Origin of the sequence: Caballeronia arvi (genome assembly GCF_001544695.2) — a bacterium.
Taxonomy (GTDB): Bacteria; Pseudomonadota; Gammaproteobacteria; order Burkholderiales; family Burkholderiaceae; genus Caballeronia; species Caballeronia arvi.
This window is the reverse complement of sequence record NZ_FCOM02000011.1, coordinates 155,606-173,501: the sequence shown is the minus strand read 5'-3', so window position 1 is coordinate 173,501 and position 17,896 is coordinate 155,606. Positions and strand designations below refer to the sequence as shown.

The window sequence follows — 17,896 nt, the reverse complement described above, 5'->3', positions numbered from 1 at the left end:
ATACGTCATGCGCCGAAGCGGGCGCGCGCCGCCGCGGCGATCTGCATCAACGCTTCCGGGCTGAGCCGCGCCGCGATCGTCTTCACATAATCGTGGTGCCGCGCTTCGAGCGGCGCATCGAGATACTGCGCATGAAGATAGCGAATCAACGCGATGCGCCGATGCTTCAGCGCAATGCTTCGATCGAGCAGCGCGAGCGCCGCGCCCGCATCGTGCTTCTTGCACGCACGTACGGAAAGCTGCGCGGCGGTGTCGCGTGACGCGTTCATCACACGGACGCGTGGCGCGCGGCGGCTTTCAGACGCCACGCATCGTAGTCCGCGCGACGCCAGTCGAGTTCGAACCCGAGACGCTTCGTGCCTTCGCGAATCTTCGGCTTGTGCAGCGTGAGCGTGAGCCCATCGAGCGCGGGCCATTCATCGAAAGACAGCGCGGCGATCTCGACCGCGAGCGTTTCGAGCAGACGCGTATGCGGCTTCGTCTCGAGAAACGCGCTCACGCGATTGCACCACGCTTCGTAATCGATGAGGCCATCGCTCGATTCGTGCGGCATCTCGCGATAGCGCAGGCTCGCATCGATGCAGACGGGCTGCGGACCCTCATGCTCATGCTCGTACAGGCCGACGCGCGTCTTCACGATCAACTCATCGACGACCACGCGCCAGCCCTGCCCTCCAACCTCGAGCGGCTCGAAAGGCTTCATGAGAGCAGCGGCTCGGCAGAGTCGAGCATGATCTTCACGAAGTAATCGGCGAAGCTGCGGCGCACGATGATCTCGTAGCGATCGCCACCCAGCGGCGTCAACGTGATCGATGCCTTGAAGAAGTGGCTCTGCGCGCACTGGCCTTCTCCGAAGACCTTCGGATGAAGGTCGAGCGGGCAGCCGCGCGAGAGCAGCTCACGCGTCTTCGGACCATCGATTTCGAGCACCGTGTAACCGCTGCCGATATCCACCGCCGCCGAGAACTGGCCGACGAACGCATCGCGCAGCTTCGCTTCGAGCGGCGCGGGACGCGCTGCGTCGTGCGCGGCATCGGAACGAACGAGCCATTCATCTGGGCCGAGCCACAGCATCGTGTAGCCGTTGCCGCGCGCGATGGTGTTCGCCTTCTCGGGCGGCACGCAGCCGATCACGTTCTGCACCGCTTTCACGAAGGCCGCATCGCGCGTATCGCCACGCACGTTCACGAGTTCGAGGAACGGGCGCTCCGTCAGGCGAACCGCTCTCGGCGATCCGCTCTGGTGCGACTTCATGAGCGCATCGGCGCCTACGAGCGGGCTCTCCTGCCACACGCCTTGTCCGCTGATGGCACGGTCTACGACCGTCGCGGATGCCTTGACTTCATTCAACATGCTGACGTGCTCCTTCGCTGTCGTAGAACACCGAACTGGTGATTTTTGCGGTGACGCGCTTGCCGTTCGCAAGCGGAATCAGAACCGATTCGCCCATCTTGTCGAGACCGCCCTTCACGACGGCCAGCGCGATCGAGCGCTTCAAAATAGGGCTGTAATAGCTCGACGTCACGTGTCCGAGCATCGGCGCGGTGTCGCCCTGGAACGGACCCGAGACGATCTGCGCGCCTTCCGGCAGCACGACCGAAGGATCATCGGTGAGCAGGCCGACGAACTGCTTGCGGCCCTGCTTCGCCGTATCCGAACGCGTGAGCGAACGCTTGCCGATGAAGTCTTTCGACTTCGCCACCAGTCCGCCCATGCCGAGGTCATAAGGCGTCATCGAGCCATCGGTATCCTGGCCGACGATGATGTAGCCCTTCTCCGCGCGCAGCACGTGCATCGTTTCCGTGCCATACGGCGTGATGTCGAACTCGGCGCCCGCGAGCATCAGCGCTTCCCACACCGCGCGACCGACGTTCGCCGGCACGTTCACTTCATAGGCGAGCTCGCCCGAGAAGCTGATGCGCATCACACGCGCCGATGCGCCCGCCACCGTGCCATCGCGATAGCTCATGAACGGGAACGCCCCGTTCGCAAAGTCGATGTCGTGACACACCTTCTGCAGCACCTTGCGGCTGTTCGGGCCGACGACCGCGAACGTCGCCCAGTGATCGGTCACCGATGCGAGACGCACGCGCATGTCGGGCCATTCGGTCTGCAGCCAGCGTTCGAGCCACGTCAGCACGCGCGCCGCGCCGCCGGTGGTCGTCGTCATCATGTAGTGCTGTTCGCCGAGGCGCACCGTGACGCCGTCGTCGAAGATCATGCCGTTTTCGTCGAGCATCAGGCCGTAGCGGCACTTGCCAACTTCGAGCTTGCTCCACGGATTCGTGTACATCCAGTTGAGCAGCTTCGCCGAATCCGGACCTTGAACGTCGATCTTGCCGAGCGTCGATGCATCGAGAATGCCGACGCTCTGACGCACCGCGAGCGACTCGCGCGCAACCGCCGCGTGCATGTCTTCACCGGCCTTCGGGTAGTACCACGGACGCTTCCAGTTGCCGACGTCCTCGAACATCGCGCCGTTCTCGACGTGCCATTCGTGGATCGCGGTCTTGCGCACCGGATCGAGGAACTCGCCGAGCTCGCGGCCCGCGAACGTGCCGAAGGTCACGGGCGTGTAGTTCGGGCGGAAGGTCGTCGTGCCGGTTTCCGGAATCGTCTTGCCCAGCGCGCCTGCGAGAATCGCCATGCCGTTGATGTTGCCGAGCTTGCCCTGGTCGGTGCCGAAGCCCATCGCCGTATAACGCTTCACGTGCTCGACGGATTCGAAGCCTTCACGCGCGGCGAGATAGATGTCGGCAGCGGATACATCGTTCTGATAGTCGACGAATTGCTTAGGACCACGAGTCGACATTTCCTTGTTGCCGACGATCCACAGCGGCATCATCGGCGCTTCGACGATTTCGGCGACCTGCACGGCCTTCGGCTTCGCGACGATATGGCCCGCCGCGCGCGCCGCATCCGCGCCCGCATCGACGCCGAAGCGAATGCCGCGCGCCAGCGAGAACTCGCCCGCGCATGCGCCGACGCTGCTTTCTGCCTGCAATGCCTTGCCAGGAACGAAGCACGCCTTCTCGTCGTGCCAGTGCGCCTTGCCGCCCGATTGCGCGAACAGGTGCAGCACCGGGCTCCAGCCGCCCGACATCACGACGAGATCGCACGGGACATCGGCTTGCTTCTGGCCCACCTGGCCGTTCGCATACGAAGCCACTTCGACCGACGCAACGCGGTACTTGCCACGCGCGACGGTGATGACCGCATTGTTCATCACACGCACGCCGTAGCGGCGCGCCGCCGCGGGCAACGTGCCCTTCGATTCGGCCGGACGCGGATCGACGACGGTCACCTCGGCGCCCGCGGCCTTCAGATCGAGCGCGCATTGATACGCGTCGTCGTTGTTCGTGAACACGACCGCGTGACGGCCCGGCAGCACCGCATAGCGATGCAGATACGTCGACACCGCCGACGCCAGCATGATGCCCGGCAGATCGTTGTTGCCGAAGACGATCGGACGCTCGTGCGCACCGGTCGCGAGAACCACGCGCTTCGCACGCACTTTCCACATCAGCTCGCGCGTGCCCTGACGACGCGACACCGGCAGGTGTTCGGTCAGACGCTGCGTGATCGTGACGAGGTTGTGATCCTGATAGCCGAACGCCGTGCTGCGCGAAAGTACCTTCACGTCAGGCATTTTTCGCAATTCGGCTTCGATCTTCTGCACCCATTGCAGCGCGGGCTTGCCGTCGATTTCCGCGCGGCACGACAGCAGCGAGCCGCCGAGTTCGCGTTGATCGTCGACGAGAATCACGCGTGCGCCCGACAAACCCGCAGCGTGCGCAGCAGCCAGTCCCGACGGCCCGCCGCCGACCACGAGCACGTCGCAATGCGCGAAGCACTTGTCGTAGCGATCGGCGTCGAGTTGCTTCGGCGCTTCGCCGAGACCCGCCGCATCGCGGATGACTTCTTCGTATTTCGGCCACAACTTGCGCGGCCACATGAACGTCTTGTAGTAGAAGCCCGCGGGAATAAAGCGCGCGATCTTCTGGTTGACCGCCATGCGATCCTTCTCGATGCTCGGCTTCGCGTTCACGCTCGTCGCGACGAGGCCCTGATAAAGCTCGACTTCCGTGGCGCGCGCGTTCGGCACGGTGTACGCGCCGGTTTCGAGCTGCACCACTGCATTCGGCTCTTCCACACCCGCCGTGATGATGCCGCGCGGACGGTGATACTTCCAGCTACGCGCAACGAAGCGCTCGCCATTGGCAAGCAAGGCCGAAGCGAGCGTATCGCCTTCAAAGCCCTGATACGTCTTGCCGTTGAATGTGAAGGTCACGGGAATTGCGCGGTTGATGCGCCCGCCCATGCCGAGTCGGTCTTTCTGGCTCATTTCGACGTGCCTCCGTTGTCATTCATTACAGCCAGCGGACGGTCGAACGTCTCGTAGCCCTGAATCTCATAAGTGACGGTATCGCGCTGCGCCTTGAACCAGCGGCGGCAACCCTGCGCATGATTCCATTGCTCGCGATGCACGCCGCGCGGGTTCTTGCGCATGAAGAGGTAGTCGCCCCATTCCTTATCGGTGAGCTTTTCGGTGTCGAGCGGGCGCGCGATATCCGCTTCGCCACCGCAGGAAAATTCGGTTTCGGCGCGCGGCCCGCACCAGGGGCATTCGATCAGCAACATGTTTCTTTTCCTTGATGCGGTTAGTGAGCCACGGCAGCCGCGCCGTGTTCGTCGATCAGATGACCGGTATAGAAGCGATCCAGCGAGAACGGCGCATTCAGCGCGTGCGGCTCGTCCTTCGCGATGGTGTGTGCATACGCCCAGCCCGAACCCGGCGTCGCCTTGAAGCCGCCCGTGCCCCAGCCGCAGTTGAAGTAGAGGCCCTTCACGTCGGTCTTCGAAATGATCGGGCACGCATCCGGCGAGACGTCGACGATGCCGCCCCACTGACGATTCATGCGCACGCGCGAGAACACCGGGAACATCTCGACGATCGCTTCCAGCGTGCCTTCGATGATGTGGAAACTGCCGCGCTGCCCGTAGCCCGCGTACTGGTCGACGCCCGCGCCGATCACCAGATCGCCCTTGTCGGACTGGCTGATATACGCGTGCACCGCGTTCGACATGATGACCGTGTTCACGACCGGCTTGATCGGTTCCGACACCAGCGCCTGAAGCGGATGACTCTCGATCGGCAGACGCACGCCGGCCATGTCGGCGAGCGTCGTCGTGCTGCCCGCAGTGACGACGGCAACCTTCTTCGCCTTGATGAAACCCTTGGTCGTATCGACGCCCGTCACCTGACTGCCATCGCGGCGAATGCCGACGACCTGGCAGTTCTGGATGATGTCGACGCCCGCGCGATCGGCGCCGCGCGCGAAGCCCCAGGCCACCGCATCGTGACGCGCGACGCCGCCGCGACGCTGAATCGACGCGCCCAGCACCGGATAACGGCTGTTGAGGTTGATCGTCGGCTCGATTTCCTTGATCTGCTGCGGCGTGAGGAACTCGGCATCGACGCCATTGAGGCGGTTCGCGTTCACGCGACGTTCCGTATCTCGCACGTCCTGCAGATTGTGCGCGAGGTTCATCACGCCGCGTTGCGAGAACATCACGTTGTAGTTGAGGTCTTGCGAGAGGCCTTCCCACAGCTTCATCGCCTTCTCGTACAACGCGGCCGATTCATCCCACAGATAGTTCGACCGCACGATGGTCGTGTTGCGCGCCGTATTGCCGCCGCCGATCCATCCCTTCTCGAGAATCGCGACATTCGTGATGCCATGCTCTTTCGCAAGATAGTAGGCAGTCGCGAGACCATGACCGCCGCCGCCGACGATCACCACGTCGTACTCGCGCTTCGGCTCGGGACTTCGCCACTGGCGCTCCCAGTTCTCGTGATACGACATGCCGTTGCGCAGCAGGCTGAAGATGGAATAGCGGCTCATGGTGTATCTCTTCCTTCGTGCGGGGTTTGTGCTTGCAATCGATTCAGCATTCGATGACGTTGACGGCGAGGCCACCGCGCGACGTCTCCTTGTATTTCGTCTTCATGTCGGCGCCGGTTTCGCGCATCGTCTTGATGACCGAGTCGAGCGACACGTAATGCTTGCCGTCGCCCTTCATCGCCATGCGCGCCGCGTTGATTGCCTTGATCGAGCCCATCGCATTGCGCTCGATGCAGGGAATCTGCACGAGCCCGCCGACCGGATCGCAGGTCATGCCGAGGTTGTGCTCCATGCCGATTTCCGCAGCGTTTTCCACTTGCTCGGGCGTACCACCCATCACGGCGGCGAGCGCGGCGGCGGCCATCGAGCAGGCGACGCCCACTTCACCCTGGCAGCCGACTTCGGCGCCGGAGATCGACGCGGTTTCCTTGTAGATGATGCCGATGGCGGCCGCGGTCAGAAGGAAGCGCACGATGCCTTCATCGTTCGCGCCGTGCATGAACTTCACGTAGTAATGCAGCACGGCGGGAATCACGCCGGCGGCGCCGTTCGTCGGCGCGGTGACGACGCGGCCGCCCGCTGCGTTCTCTTCGTTCACGGCCATCGCGTAGAGATTGACCCAGTCCAGCATCGAAAGGGGATCGCGCAGTGACTCTTCCGAACGCGTGCGCAACTGGATGGACAAGTCGGCTGCGCGGCGCTTCACGCGCATCGGACCGGGCAGCTCGCCGCGCTCCTTGCAGCCGCGCTCGACGCACGCGGCCATCACGCGCCACACGGCGAGCATGCCCTCGCGCACCTCTTGCTCGGTGCGACTCGCGCATTCGTTCTGCATCGTCACTTCGGCGATAGACAGACCTGTCTCCTTGCAGATGCGCATCAGGTCGTCGCCGGTGCGAAACGGATGCGGCACCGTGCCGCCCGCGCGCAAACCGTTGACGCGATCGCCTTCGCGATTCACGACGAAGCCGCCGCCGATCGAGTAATACTCTTTCTCGACGAGCAGCTGGCCGTTCTCGTCGAACGCCTGAAAGCGCATGCCGTTCGGGTGCACGATGCTCGATCCGGGCGCGCCCGGCATCAGCTTGCGATAGAAACCGATGTGCTCGCGCTCTTCGAACACCACTTCGTGCTTGCCGAGCAGATTGAGGCGCTTGCTGTCGCGGATTTCCTTCAGACGCGGCGCGATGAGGTCCGGATCGATGAGGTCGGGCAGATTGCCTTCGAGACCGAGCAGCACGGCCTTGTCGGTGCCGTGGCCCTTGCCGGTCGCACCGAGCGAGCCGAACAATTCAGCACGCACGCGGGTGACGAAGCCGAGCAAATTGGCATCCTCGATATGCGACGCGAACCGGCATGCCGCGATCATCGGCCCGACGGTATGCGAGCTCGACGGTCCGATGCCGATCTTGAACAGATCGAAGACGCTGACGTTCATTGGCGTGTCCCTGGGTTTGGCGTGGCGCGCTGCGCTGCCGTGGTTTGGCGGGTTTCTCTATGGCGCTTATTGCACCAAACCCTAAAAAGACCCGATAGAACAAAAACGCCGTCGAAATGGGATAGCGGCGTCAGCGCGTGAATCGCCGGCTTTTCGTCAGGGTTTCCCGCAGCGCCGCAGCCGCTTCGAGGGGCGCTTTCTTCATCACGCCGCGCGTAACAGACCATTTCGCATCTGGTGCTTTTTTGCGCATCTTCGTTGCACTTTCCATATTTTTGAGACTGATCCGAAGCGTCGGAAGAGCCCGTCTCGGTATATTCCCTAGGTTCTCGGCTGGGCCCTTGCTCACGCTTTCTTTCCTCGCTTCTTCCGGTTTGCATCGATGGAAACTCACGCACTACCCGATCAGTTCTTCAAGTCCTGGGTTCTCTCCTTCCTCATCGGCGCGGGTGTCGTCGGCGCGCTTCAGACAATCGGCCTGCTCTCGCCCGAACACGTGCTCACGCGTCAGGCGCCCGTCTGGGCCGCGCTCATGTTCCTCTGCTCGATCGATCCGGTGCTGCGCTACTTCGGCGTGTTGAAGGCCGAAATCGAACAGCGCTGGGGCGATTACACGATCGCGAGCGTGCTCGGCCGCGCGACGGGCGCGCTGATCGGCGGCGTCTTCGCATGGGGTTTCGCCGTGCTCGGCGGCTGAACCGTCTCCTGTCGTTCTCCGTTTCGATTCACGCGGCCGGCGTCACGCGACGCCGGCCGCTTCGTTTCTGACACGCGCCCGTCGCGCGCGGCCGAGTGTTATGCTCGCTGGATAACGTCCAGCCGCATGTCGCCCGCATGAGCCCCGCAGAATCCCTTCCGCCGTCGTCTATCGACGGTCAATCGAAATCGCGCATCCGCTTCGGCATCATCCTGCTGCCGAACTTCACGCTGACCGCGTTCTCCGGTTTCGTCGATCTGTTGCGTCTGTCCGCCGACGAAGGCGATTTCAGCCGCCCGGTGCGCTGCTCGTGGAGCGTGATCGGCGAGACGCTCGCGCCGGTGCGCGCGAGTTGCGGCATCCAGATCACGCCGTGGGAAACCTACGATCAGGCCGAGCCGTTCGACTATGTCGTCGTGGTCGGCGGCCTGCTGCATTCCGGACCCGCCACGAGCGAGGCGACGCTACAGTTCATCCGGCGCGCCGCCGCGACGAACGCGACGCTCGTCGGCATGTGCACGGGCGTGTTCTCGCTGATGCGCGCGGGCGTGCTCGAAGGTCATCGCATCTGCGTGAGCTGGTTTCACTACTGGGATTTCGTCGAGCGTTTTCCGCATGCCGATGAACAGGCGCTCGTCGCGGACCGTCTCTTCGTGATCGACAGACGGCGCATCACATGTTCGGGCGGGCGCGCATCGATCGATGTCGCCGCCGCGATTCTGCTTCGTCACTTCGAAACCGCCACGGTGCAAAAGGCGCTGCGCATCTTGCTCGTCGACGACATGCAGAAGGGCAACGCGCCGCAGCCGCATCCGCCGGGTCTCGCCCCTGCGACGCATCCGAAGGTGAAACGTGCGATCCTGCTGATGGAGCAGCACGTCGGCCGTTCGCTCTCGCTCGATGAACTCGCCTACAAGCTCGATCTGTCGACGCGGCAGCTCGAACGGCTTTTCAAGGCGGAGACGGGCAAGGCACCGCAGGCGTATGCGAAGCAGGTGCGGCTGCGTACCGCCGCGTGGCTTCTGACGAGTTCGGACAAGACCGTCGCGGATATCGCGTCGAGCTGCGGCTTTTCGGATGCATCGCATCTCGGCCGCGAGTTCCGCAAGCAATTCGGTGTGCCGCCGATGATGTATCGCGAGCAGGGCGGCGGCGCACAGGACGCGCAGGAAGCCACTCAGGCAATGGACTACGACGAAGTTTTTCCGGGCCGCGCTCAGGCAATCTAGGCTTTATCCGCTTCACGCTTTCCGCGGCTCGTCAAACCAGGGAGGAACGGCATGGAGACTCACGGGTATTCGCAGGAAGAATGGAAAGTGCGCTGCGATCTGGCGGCGCTTTATCGCGTGATCGGTCACTTCCGCTGGACCGACATGATCTTCACGCACATCAGCGCGCGCGTGCCGGGAGCGGACCATCACTTTCTGATCAATCGCTATGGCGTGCTCTTCGACGAGATGCGCGCATCGGATCTGGTGCGCATCGATGAGGAAGGGCGTCCCGTCGAAGCGGGCGCGAGCGGCGATCCCGAGCGGTATCGCGTGAATCCGGCGGGCTTCACGATTCACTCGGCGATCCACATGGCGCGGCCCGATGTGCTGTGCGTCGTGCATACGCATACGGCGGCGGGCGCGGCGGTATCGGCGCAGAAGCAAGGGCTTTTGCCGATCAGCCAGCATGCGCTGAAGTATTACGGGCATATCGCGTATCACGATTATGAAGGGATTGCTCTGGATCTCGCGGAGCGCGATCGGCTCGTGAATGATCTCGGGTCGCATAACGCGATGATTTTGAAGAATCACGGATTATTGACTTGCGGTAAGTCGATTCCGGAGGCGTTTCAGGAAATGTATTTTCTTGAAAGGGCGTGCGAGATTCAGATTCGGGCACTCGCGGGAAATGCGGAATTGAATCTGCCGTCGCAGAAGGTTTGCGAGTTGACGGCTTCCCAGTATCGGCGCGATGAAGCCGATGGGATCCTGGCGCTGCAGTGGGATGCGGCGTTGAGGATGATTGAAGGTGCGAAGACGGATTATCGGAGTTGAGTCATTCGCCTTACAATGACACATTCAGTTGCCGGCAGATAAACCCTTCCCCGCCGGCAACCCCACGTTTCCATTGAATAATCTCGGACGTTCTCACTTTCCGGTGACCGCCTCTCGATAGTTCATCGAGCTATGTAATATTACGTCTATTCAAAGCGTCTCAATATATTTCATTGAAAGCTTGTGGTCAACTTTCGGCGAGCGCACTCGCTCGATAATCCAAACCACTCGAAATCGATGAGAAAAATCACAAAAGCAATTCTTGTAAGCGCATTGGCCTCTGCTTGGCTGGCTGGATGTGGCGGAGGAGGAGATGGAGACTCCGGCCGAACAGCAACCGAAGGCCGTCCCTCTGCGGCCAGCGAACCACAGATTGATTCTCCCGCGCCCAAGGTCGAAACGCCCCCGGCGAATCTTCGCTATTCGACTAATATTTCGACCTTCGCAGTGGGAAGAGCAATCTCGCCAACTACGCCCGACTCGCAAGGTGGCGCCATTACCCACTATTCGGTATCGCCAGCGTTGCCCGACGGTTTGACTCTGAATTCCGAGACCGGCGTGATTAGCGGGACACCTACACTCAAGCAGGAGCGAAGCTATTACACGATCACCGGTGAGAACGGTGCAGGGAAGACGGTGACCGGCATCGCAATATCGGTGGTTCTCGCAGGGGAATGGTTTGGTGCGAGTGCTATGAACATACAACGCAGCGCTCCTGGCGTTGCAGTCCTCCCCGGCGGCCAGATCGTGGTGGCTGGCGGCACGGACACCGGCGGTAATGCGCTTCCGAGCGCCGAGGTCTTCGACTCGCCGACCGGGAAATGGATTTACACCGGCACGATGAACACGCCACGCTCCAAACTAGCCGTGACTGTTCTTGCCGACGGAAGAGTGGTGGCGGCTGGAGGTCGCTCTCAAACCAATTTCCTCTCGTCAGCCGAAATCTACGATCCGAAGACAAGCCGCTGGAGCCTGACAGGGAACATGAGTCAAGCGCGCGTGAGTCCGGCTATGGTCTTGCTCGCCGACGGCAAGGTACTGGTTACCGGCGGCTCCACATTCGGTTCGATTGCTTCATCGGAGATATTCGATCCGTCGAGCGGCAGGTGGGTCGATGCAGGCCAAATGAACACGCCTCGTGAACGACCGACGCTCATACGCCTACCGAACGGAAAGGTGCTTGTCGCTGGGGGAGACTCGAACTTCAGTGTCTCGGCCTCGACGGAAGTCTTCGATCCTGCAATCGGAACGTGGACGCCTACCGGAACGATGAACACGGCGCGAGATCAATTTGCCGCGGTGGCGTTACGCGACGGTCGCGTCCTCGTGGCAGGCGGCTGGGACGCTGCTGCGATAGCCAGTGCGGAAATCTATGATCCTTCTTCCGGTAAATGGAGTAGCGCGGGCCAAATGAATGTCGCGCGGGTCGGTGCTTCCGCTGTGCTGCTCGCAAGTGGCAAGGTATTGATCAGCGGCGGTTCCGGAGTCTCCCCACTCTCGTCTGCGGAGATCTACGACCCCGCCACGGGCAAATGGTCGCTCGCTAAAGACATGAATAATGGCCGCATATTCCACGGCTCCACGGTACTGGATGACGGAGGGGTGATGGTCTTCGGCGGAGCCAACACCCCTACGAGTGAGCGCTGGTTCGAGTAAGAGAACGAGGTGACGTGCGAACTCGTTCGCGCGTCACTTCAAGGCTCCTCTGCTCGGCATTCGATTCATTGGGCGCCGCCGACTAAAGTTCCGTCTGCTTGCAATTGCGGACTATCTCTTCCTAATTCCCCGCCACATACGCCTTCACCGCCGGCAACCCTTCCTTCCCATCGAAAGTCTTCACCCCCGCCAGCCACTTATCCAGCACCGCCGGATTCGCCTTCAGCCACTCGCGCGCCGCCTTGTTCGCATCCGTCTTGTTCATGATCGGCACCATCACGTGGTTCTCGATATCCGTCGTGAACTGAAGATTCGCCACGAGCTTCGCGACGTTCGGGCACCGCGTGTCGTAATCGGTCGGCGTCACCGTCAGCACCTTCGCTTCGCCATAGTTCGGCCCGAATACATCATCGCCGCCCGCGAGATAATCGATCTTCATCTGCACGTTCATCGGATGCGGTTCCCAGCCCAGAAACACAATGGGCTTCTTATCGCGAATCGCGCGATTCACTTCGACCAGCATGCCCGCCTCGCTCGACTCCACCAGCTTGAACTTGCCGAGCCCGTACATGTTGCTGTCGATCATCTTCTTGATGAGCGCATTGCCATCGTTGCCCGGCTCGATGCCGTAGATCTTGCCATCGAGCTTGTCGTAGTTCTTCGCAATGTCGTTGAAGGTCTTGATGCCCGCCTGGTACGCATAATCCGGCACCGCGAGCGTGTACTTCGCGCCGGTCAGGTTCGGCGTCGCCAGCACCTTCACTTGATTCGCTTTCCTGAACGAATCGATCATCGGGTCCATCGTCGGCGACCAGTAGCCGAGGAACACGTCGATCTGCTTGCTCTTCACGCCCGCGAACGTAATCGGCACCGAAGCGATCGTCTTCGTCGGGTTATAACCCAGGCCCTGAAGAATGGTCGATGCAAGTCCGGTGGTCGCGGCGATATCCGTCCAGCCGACATCGGCGAAGCGCACGTTCTTGCATGCGGCAGGCTCGGCGCCATACGCGCCCGATAACATTGCCGCCGCCATCGACGCTATCGATGCGATCCACAAGCGTTTCATATCTCTCTCCCAGGTTTTTTATAAGCACATAAGCACGACAGGGCCCGCGCGCGAGGCTCGAAGCAGCCCGCGCGGCCGAAGAAAGCAAGCAGAAAAACGTCAGGCCGATAATCGCCGCTCGACGCTCGGCGCATGTCCGAACTGCGCGCGATACGCTTTGCTGAAATGACAAGGCGAATGGAATCCGCAGATGCTCGTCACACGCGCAATCGACGCATCCGTGTTGCGCAACAATTCACGCGCGCGACGCAGCCGCAGCGTCAGGTAGTAGTGCGTCGGCGAAACGTTGAGGAACATCTTGAACATGCGCTGCAAATGCCGTTGCGACAGATGCACGAGCCGCGCAAGTTCTTCGAGCGATAAAGGCTCCTCGATATTCGCCTCCATCAGCCGCACGACTTCGACGAGCTCCGCGCGAGAGAAACCGACGCGCGCATCGACGGGAATGTGCTGGTAATCCGTCGACCCGCGAATACGTTCGACGATAAACTGCTCCGACACCTGCGCCGCATGCGCCTGCCCGAGCCGCAAACCGACGAGATTGAGCATCAGGTCGAGCGGCGCCGTGCCGCCCGTGCAGGTCATGCGGTCGCGATCGATCACGAAGAGCTCATCCGCGAAGCGTACATGCGGAAAGCGCTTGTTGACCGGCGACATGTCTTCCCAGTGCAGCGTGCAACGATAGCCATCGAGCAGCTTCGCCGCGAGCAGCGCATAAGGACCGGTGCAGATGCCGCCGAGCGGAATGCCCGCTGCATGCCCGCGCTGTAATAGTTCGATGACCTTATCATCCACGTATTCAGCGACATGCCATCCCGCGCACACGATCAGAACATCGGGCATGCCGGCTTCATCGAGCGTCACCGTCGGCTTCACGGTGATGCCGTTGCTCGCGCGCGCCGGCTCGCCGTCCGGCGTGATGATCGACCATCGATAGTGCTGCGCGCGGCCGATGTAATTGGCCATGCGCAGCACCTCGACCGCGCTCGTGAACGCGATCATCGAGAAGTTCGGCAGCGTGAGAAAGCCGAAGTGCGCGAGATTGGACAACGGTGAATCGGTAACCGCTGGGACGATCACGTCGCGCTTCATGCAGGAGCCTCGTTAGCTTTGTTGCGTCGCCGGCGTGCGGCGCACTTTCATCACGCTCTTGAGACCCGAGAACAGCGGGGCGCGCGCCATGCCGGGCGACCGTCCGAAGCTCTCGGTGATGCGGTCGAGAATGATCGCCAGCAACACCACCGACAAGCCGCTCTCGAAGCCGAGGCCGATATCCAGACGCTGAATCGATGCGAGCACGTCGTTGCCGAGACCGCCCGCGCCGACCATCGACGCGATGATGACCATCGACAGCGCCATCATGATCGTCTGGTTCACGCCGGTCATGATCGAAGGCAGCGCGTTCGGAATCTGCACCTTGTAGAGCAACTGGAACGACGTGCAGCCGAACGCCTGCCCCGCTTCCACGATCTCGCGATTCACCTGCTTGATGCCGAGCGCGGTGAGACGCACGGCAGGCGGCATCGCGAAAATGACGGTCGCCAGAATGCCCGGCACGCGGCCCAGGCCAAACAGCATCGCGGCGGGAATCAGGTAGACGAACGCGGGCATGGTCTGCATCAGGTCGAGCACGGGGCGCACGGCCATTTCGACATACTTGCTCTTCGAGACCCAGATCCCAAGCGGGATGCCGAGCAGCAGGCTGATCAATGTCGACGACAGCGTGAGGCCCAGCGTGATGACCATCTGATCCCAGAAGTTGGTCGCATAGATCAGCAATAACGAAGCGAGCACGAACGCCGCGAATCGCCAGCCGACCCGCCACAGGCCGATGCCCACGAAAATCGCGATCAGCGCCCACATCGGAACGGACTGCAGCGCGTGCTCGATCGCCGCGGCGAAAGTCTCGATGACCTTGCCGATGGAATCGAACGTCTTCGCGTCGTGATCGAGGAGATAGTGGACGCCGTGGTCCACCCAACTGCCAAGCGGAATGATTTCAGACATGGGAACCTCGATGGTGCGTAAGGACCTTCAGGACATTGGTCTTGTTGATCGACCCGCAGTACGAGCCGTCCGCCTCGACGACGGGCAGCGGCGCAGGGCTCGCGACCACACGGTTCACGACGTCGTCCAGCGCCATGTGCCGCTCGATGCAATCGATATGCTGCACACTGGCGTTCTCGCGCCCGACGAAGCCGCGGATGCGCCGTTGCGCATCGAGCACGAACGCATAGTCGGCGCTGCCGTTCAGCGTCTGCGCGACGCTCGACGCGTCGATCTGGATGTTGTGCCTGATGAGCGGCACTTCGTCGGTCTGCATCAGGTCGCCGGCGGTGAGATAGCGGCTCGTGTCGATGCCTTCGAAGAAGGCCTCAACGTAGTCATCGGCGGGATTCGTGATGATTTCCTGCGGCGTGCCGATCTGCACCACCCGCCCGCCTTCCATGATCGCGATGCGCGTGCCGATACGCATCGCTTCTTCGAGATCGTGCGACACGAAGAGAATCGTGCGGCGCTGCTCGCGTTGCAGATCGAGCAGCACGTTCTGCATTTCCTTGCGTTTGAGCGGATCGAGCGCTGAGAACGCTTCGTCCATGATCATCAGCGAAGGATTGACCGCGAGGGCGCGGGCGAGACCCACACGCTGCTGCATGCCGCCCGATAGCTGCGCCGGCAACTTCTGCGAGAAAGGCGCGAGACCGACCTGTTCGAGCACGGTCATCGCGCGCGCTTCGCGCTCCTTCTTGCCGACGCCCGCGACCTCGAGGCCGAATGCGGCGTTGGAAAGAACCGTGCGTTGCGGCATCAGCGCGAAGGACTGAAACACCATGCTCATGTCCTTGCGGCGCAGCGCCGTGAGCTCGGAGCGCTTCACGGCGGCGACGTCGCGGCCATCGATCAGCACTTTGCCGGCGGTCGGCTCGACCAGCCGGTTGATGAGCCGGATCAGCGTGGATTTGCCCGAGCCGGACAGGCCCATGAGCACGAAAATCTCGCCTTCCTTGACATCGAAGGAGACGTTATGGACGCCGACGATCTGTCCGGTGCGCTTGAAGACTTCTTCCTTCGTCGCGCCGCCGGCCAGCATGTCGAGTGCCTGTTTGGGACTGTTGCCGAATACTTTGCACAGTCCTTCGACTACTACCTTCGGGGAATTCATCGAATATCTCCTGGCGAGGGCGGACGTGCGTCCGCGCTGTGCATACATAGTTGCTAGAAAAAAGTCTCATCAGCCGACTATTTGCGACAACCACATGTGGAAATACGACACTTGAATATAGGCAATTGTTCGCCGGTGCGACGAGAGCTTTGTCCGACAAGGCTTTGCGGGCGATGAAGCGGATTAGCGCGGCAATTCCGGCATGTCGCGCGAGAACAAGTCGGGACGCTTTTTTCGATGCAGGCGGCTTGCGAAGCGAGTGTCAGAAAGACGAAAGGAAAGAAAACTGCGTCGCGCGCGAAAAAGCGCGGAGAAGAGACACGTCCATGAGAACGCTGAGATGAGGAGAGACTACTAGAAAAACTACACAGCGCAGAAAAATGGGCGGGCGGGGCGTACGGCGTTGGCCGTCGTGTGTTGCTTATCTTGTGTTTCCCGCGCCGCCATCAACGACGCATTACAGACGGAAGCCGAAAGCCGTGCCGCGCGACTTGCGCTGACGCTCGGATTCACGGAAACGCGCTTGATACGAGTAATCGGTGTCCATCGGAAGGTGCGGCGATTCGAACATCGAAGCAAATTTTTGCAGCAGGGCGAAAAGGTAGCTCATGACTGACTCCGGTTTGATGTTTGAGGGTTTTCCCTTAGAAATAATTATAGAGATGACTCGGTCTGATTTCTAGTGCAATGCAACATTTCTAGGAAAATTGCCTGTAGTTTTTCTACCTTGAGGGCGTTTTGGCAGCGTCATGGAAGCAGGGACAGGACGCACATGTCCATTCGACGGGGTTCCGCCAGCGAGCGGCAGAAAGCAGCGACACGCCGCCGCGGCGCGGTGTGTCGCAGGAATGTGACGGAGGGCGGGATCAGTGCGCCGTGGAACTGGCGCGATGGTGCGCGTGACGCGTGTGCTTTTTCGGCGAGGAATCGGACTGGACGGCGCTGACGGGCTGCACGGGCGACGCGTCGTCAGCGATGCGCGGCGTGTCGGATGGGCGGTGCAGGCTGATGGTCGCTGAATCCGTATCGAAGAGCGAGGCGAGCGTGGCCTGCTGATTCAGCATCAATTGCTCGGTCCGATCCTGCTGCAACTTGCCGTCGTGGCTCATGCGCAGCAGCACCGCGGTCTGCGCGATGCCGGTCGCCACCGTGGCGAGCATCACGCAGACGATGATCGTCAGCATCGTCTTCATCCGGCGCGCGTGGGCCGCGGCGGACGTGCGCTGCTCGGCCATCACCGCATGGAGCGCGTCGATGGTGTCAGCGAATGCCGTGACACGGGCGCGGTCGAGTTCGGGCGCGGACGTCTGCGCGAGCGGCCCGCGTTCGCCCGGGTCGCCATGATCGTGCGCAATCAGCGTGAAGCCCGTGCTCTCCAGCGCGACGGACGTGCTGACGCTCGCGGAGCCCGTCGCCGCAGCGGCGATCGCGCCGGTCTTGTCCGCGGACTTCGGCTGATCCGGCCGTGCGGCGTCGACGTGAGGCAGTTCGTCCTGAAACAGGCCCTGCTCCGGGACGACCGATGACGCCGTCCCGCGCGCGGCGCGTTTCGCGGCGGCGGATTCGGCCGCATCGACACCCGCCGGCGCCGTGCCGCAATTCGATTGGACCGCCGCCAGAAACACTTCCGGCAACTCGAATCCTTCGAACGTGCCCTGACGGATATCGGTGTTCATCGCCTGGAATTGCGCGCGCTCGGTGTCTTCGGCAAACAGATCGAGCGTTTCACCGCCGCGCGCGTCTTCGCTCAGTTGCGCGAGGCGCTGCGCCGAGCGCGCGGCGCGGGCGAGCTTCTTTTCGGCATCGGCGCCGGGCATGTCGTGCTCGTCGCGCATGCCGGCCGCACGCCGGCGACGGGATTTTGCGGCGGATTCGCCCCGGAGCGTGTCAGGATCTCTTTCTACTGCGGAATCTGGCATAGGTTC

Annotated in this window: 18 protein-coding genes; 4 read left to right on the top strand and 14 right to left on the bottom strand. The window is 61.9% G+C overall.

Annotation, left to right across the window (positions count from 1 at the left end):
* Positions 1 to 5 precede the first annotated feature (5 nt).
* From AWB74_RS15815 to AWB74_RS45635, 8 genes are all read right to left on the bottom strand, one after another.
* Positions 6 to 269, bottom strand: a complete 264-nt coding sequence (locus AWB74_RS15815) for a hypothetical protein (protein ID WP_061147681.1) — start codon at positions 267 to 269, stop codon at positions 6 to 8.
* Positions 269 to 703 (bottom strand): dihydroneopterin aldolase, encoded by a 435-nt coding sequence (locus tag AWB74_RS15810; RefSeq protein ID WP_061147680.1) that lies wholly within the window; start codon positions 701 to 703, stop codon positions 269 to 271. The genes AWB74_RS15815 and AWB74_RS15810 overlap by 1 nt, the downstream gene beginning before the upstream one ends.
* Positions 700 to 1,353, bottom strand: a complete 654-nt coding sequence (locus AWB74_RS15805) for a sarcosine oxidase subunit gamma (protein WP_061147679.1) — start codon at positions 1,351 to 1,353, stop codon at positions 700 to 702. Before AWB74_RS15805 ends, AWB74_RS15810 begins: the two co-directional genes overlap by 4 nt.
* Complete coding sequence (locus AWB74_RS15800; protein WP_061147678.1) at positions 1,343 to 4,345, bottom strand: sarcosine oxidase subunit alpha family protein; 3,003 nt, start codon at positions 4,343 to 4,345, stop codon at positions 1,343 to 1,345. The genes AWB74_RS15805 and AWB74_RS15800 overlap by 11 nt, the downstream gene beginning before the upstream one ends.
* Positions 4,342 to 4,641 carry a sarcosine oxidase subunit delta gene (locus tag AWB74_RS15795; protein WP_061147677.1) on the bottom strand — a complete coding sequence of 100 codons (300 nt, stop codon included), beginning with the start codon at positions 4,639 to 4,641 and terminating at the stop codon, positions 4,342 to 4,344. The genes AWB74_RS15800 and AWB74_RS15795 overlap by 4 nt, the downstream gene beginning before the upstream one ends.
* Before the next feature lie 20 nt (positions 4,642 to 4,661).
* Positions 4,662 to 5,906, bottom strand: a complete 1,245-nt coding sequence (locus AWB74_RS15790; RefSeq protein ID WP_008344986.1) for a sarcosine oxidase subunit beta family protein — start codon at positions 5,904 to 5,906, stop codon at positions 4,662 to 4,664.
* 43 nt (positions 5,907 to 5,949) lie between these two features.
* Positions 5,950 to 7,344 (bottom strand): L-serine ammonia-lyase, encoded by a 1,395-nt coding sequence (locus tag AWB74_RS15785; protein WP_061147676.1) that lies wholly within the window; start codon positions 7,342 to 7,344, stop codon positions 5,950 to 5,952.
* A 130-nt stretch (positions 7,345 to 7,474) separates the two neighbouring features.
* Positions 7,475 to 7,693, bottom strand: a complete 219-nt coding sequence (locus tag AWB74_RS45635; RefSeq protein ID WP_143749240.1) for a hypothetical protein — start codon at positions 7,691 to 7,693, stop codon at positions 7,475 to 7,477.
* 33 nt (positions 7,694 to 7,726) lie between these two features.
* Between AWB74_RS45635 and AWB74_RS15780 the strand changes: the two genes are divergently transcribed.
* The 4 genes from AWB74_RS15780 to AWB74_RS15765 all read left to right on the top strand — a co-directional run bounded on the left by AWB74_RS15780 (position 7,727) and on the right by AWB74_RS15765 (position 11,742).
* Entirely contained in the window at positions 7,727 to 8,041 is a 315-nt protein-coding gene (locus AWB74_RS15780) for a hypothetical protein (RefSeq protein ID WP_061147675.1), read from the top strand.
* A gap of 137 nt (positions 8,042 to 8,178) precedes the next feature.
* Positions 8,179 to 9,270 (top strand): GlxA family transcriptional regulator, encoded by a 1,092-nt coding sequence (locus AWB74_RS15775; RefSeq protein WP_061147726.1) that lies wholly within the window; start codon positions 8,179 to 8,181, stop codon positions 9,268 to 9,270.
* Positions 9,271 to 9,321: 51 nt separating this feature from the next.
* Entirely contained in the window at positions 9,322 to 10,086 is a 765-nt protein-coding gene (locus AWB74_RS15770) for a class II aldolase/adducin family protein (RefSeq protein ID WP_061147674.1), read from the top strand.
* A 237-nt stretch (positions 10,087 to 10,323) separates the two neighbouring features.
* A complete protein-coding gene (locus AWB74_RS15765; RefSeq protein ID WP_087039029.1) occupies positions 10,324 to 11,742 on the top strand; it encodes a Kelch repeat-containing protein in 1,419 nt (472 codons plus the stop codon).
* Between the two features lie 121 nt (positions 11,743 to 11,863).
* Here AWB74_RS15765 and AWB74_RS15760 read toward each other — a convergent pair whose 3' ends face one another.
* The 6 genes from AWB74_RS15760 to AWB74_RS15740 form a co-directional block, all read right to left on the bottom strand.
* Positions 11,864 to 12,808, bottom strand: a complete 945-nt coding sequence (locus tag AWB74_RS15760) for a choline ABC transporter substrate-binding protein (RefSeq protein WP_061147672.1) — start codon at positions 12,806 to 12,808, stop codon at positions 11,864 to 11,866.
* A 99-nt stretch (positions 12,809 to 12,907) separates the two neighbouring features.
* Positions 12,908 to 13,900: a GlxA family transcriptional regulator gene (locus tag AWB74_RS15755; protein WP_061147671.1), complete on the bottom strand. Its 993-nt coding sequence runs from the start codon at positions 13,898 to 13,900 to the stop codon at positions 12,908 to 12,910.
* Between the two features lie 12 nt (positions 13,901 to 13,912).
* The gene (gene choW / locus AWB74_RS15750) at positions 13,913 to 14,815 is read right to left on the bottom strand and encodes a choline ABC transporter permease subunit (RefSeq protein WP_061147670.1); all 903 of its coding nucleotides are present in this window, start codon (positions 14,813 to 14,815) and stop codon (positions 13,913 to 13,915) included.
* Positions 14,808 to 15,971: a quaternary amine ABC transporter ATP-binding protein gene (locus AWB74_RS15745; protein WP_061147669.1), complete on the bottom strand. Its 1,164-nt coding sequence runs from the start codon at positions 15,969 to 15,971 to the stop codon at positions 14,808 to 14,810. The genes choW and AWB74_RS15745 overlap by 8 nt, the downstream gene beginning before the upstream one ends.
* A 457-nt stretch (positions 15,972 to 16,428) precedes the next feature.
* Positions 16,429 to 16,581 carry a hypothetical protein gene (locus AWB74_RS46935; protein ID WP_200821976.1) on the bottom strand — a complete coding sequence of 51 codons (153 nt, stop codon included), beginning with the start codon at positions 16,579 to 16,581 and terminating at the stop codon, positions 16,429 to 16,431.
* A gap of 256 nt (positions 16,582 to 16,837) precedes the next feature.
* A complete protein-coding gene (locus AWB74_RS15740) occupies positions 16,838 to 17,806 on the bottom strand; it encodes a hypothetical protein (protein WP_061147668.1) in 969 nt (322 codons plus the stop codon).
* Between the last annotated feature and the right edge of the window lie 90 nt (positions 17,807 to 17,896).

What these genes read in the sequence shown, in the direction of transcription:
- AWB74_RS15780 (WP_061147675.1), top strand. Translation starts at nt 7,727, where the DNA reads ATGGAAACTCACGCACTACCCGATCAGTTCTTCAAGTCCTGGGTTCTC.
- AWB74_RS15785 (WP_061147676.1), bottom strand. Translation starts at nt 7,344, where the DNA reads ATGAACGTCAGCGTCTTCGATCTGTTCAAGATCGGCATCGGACCGTCG.
- AWB74_RS15805 (WP_061147679.1), bottom strand. Translation starts at nt 1,353, where the DNA reads ATGTTGAATGAAGTCAAGGCATCCGCGACGGTCGTAGACCGTGCCATC.
- AWB74_RS15760 (WP_061147672.1), bottom strand. Translation starts at nt 12,808, where the DNA reads ATGAAACGCTTGTGGATCGCATCGATAGCGTCGATGGCGGCGGCAATG.
- AWB74_RS15745 (WP_061147669.1), bottom strand. Translation starts at nt 15,971, where the DNA reads ATGAATTCCCCGAAGGTAGTAGTCGAAGGACTGTGCAAAGTATTCGGC.
- AWB74_RS15790 (WP_008344986.1), bottom strand. Translation starts at nt 5,906, where the DNA reads ATGAGCCGCTATTCCATCTTCAGCCTGCTGCGCAACGGCATGTCGTAT.
- AWB74_RS15775 (WP_061147726.1), top strand. Translation starts at nt 8,179, where the DNA reads ATGAGCCCCGCAGAATCCCTTCCGCCGTCGTCTATCGACGGTCAATCG.
- AWB74_RS15770 (WP_061147674.1), top strand. Translation starts at nt 9,322, where the DNA reads ATGGAGACTCACGGGTATTCGCAGGAAGAATGGAAAGTGCGCTGCGAT.
- AWB74_RS15765 (WP_087039029.1), top strand. Translation starts at nt 10,324, where the DNA reads ATGAGAAAAATCACAAAAGCAATTCTTGTAAGCGCATTGGCCTCTGCT.
- AWB74_RS15810 (WP_061147680.1), bottom strand. Translation starts at nt 703, where the DNA reads ATGAAGCCTTTCGAGCCGCTCGAGGTTGGAGGGCAGGGCTGGCGCGTG.
- choW (WP_061147670.1), bottom strand. Translation starts at nt 14,815, where the DNA reads ATGTCTGAAATCATTCCGCTTGGCAGTTGGGTGGACCACGGCGTCCAC.
- AWB74_RS15755 (WP_061147671.1), bottom strand. Translation starts at nt 13,900, where the DNA reads ATGAAGCGCGACGTGATCGTCCCAGCGGTTACCGATTCACCGTTGTCC.
- AWB74_RS15740 (WP_061147668.1), bottom strand. Translation starts at nt 17,806, where the DNA reads ATGCGCGACGAGCACGACATGCCCGGCGCCGATGCCGAAAAGAAGCTC.
- AWB74_RS15795 (WP_061147677.1), bottom strand. Translation starts at nt 4,641, where the DNA reads ATGTTGCTGATCGAATGCCCCTGGTGCGGGCCGCGCGCCGAAACCGAA.
- AWB74_RS15815 (WP_061147681.1), bottom strand. Translation starts at nt 269, where the DNA reads ATGAACGCGTCACGCGACACCGCCGCGCAGCTTTCCGTACGTGCGTGC.
- AWB74_RS15800 (WP_061147678.1), bottom strand. Translation starts at nt 4,345, where the DNA reads ATGAGCCAGAAAGACCGACTCGGCATGGGCGGGCGCATCAACCGCGCA.
- AWB74_RS46935 (WP_200821976.1), bottom strand. Translation starts at nt 16,581, where the DNA reads ATGAGCTACCTTTTCGCCCTGCTGCAAAAATTTGCTTCGATGTTCGAA.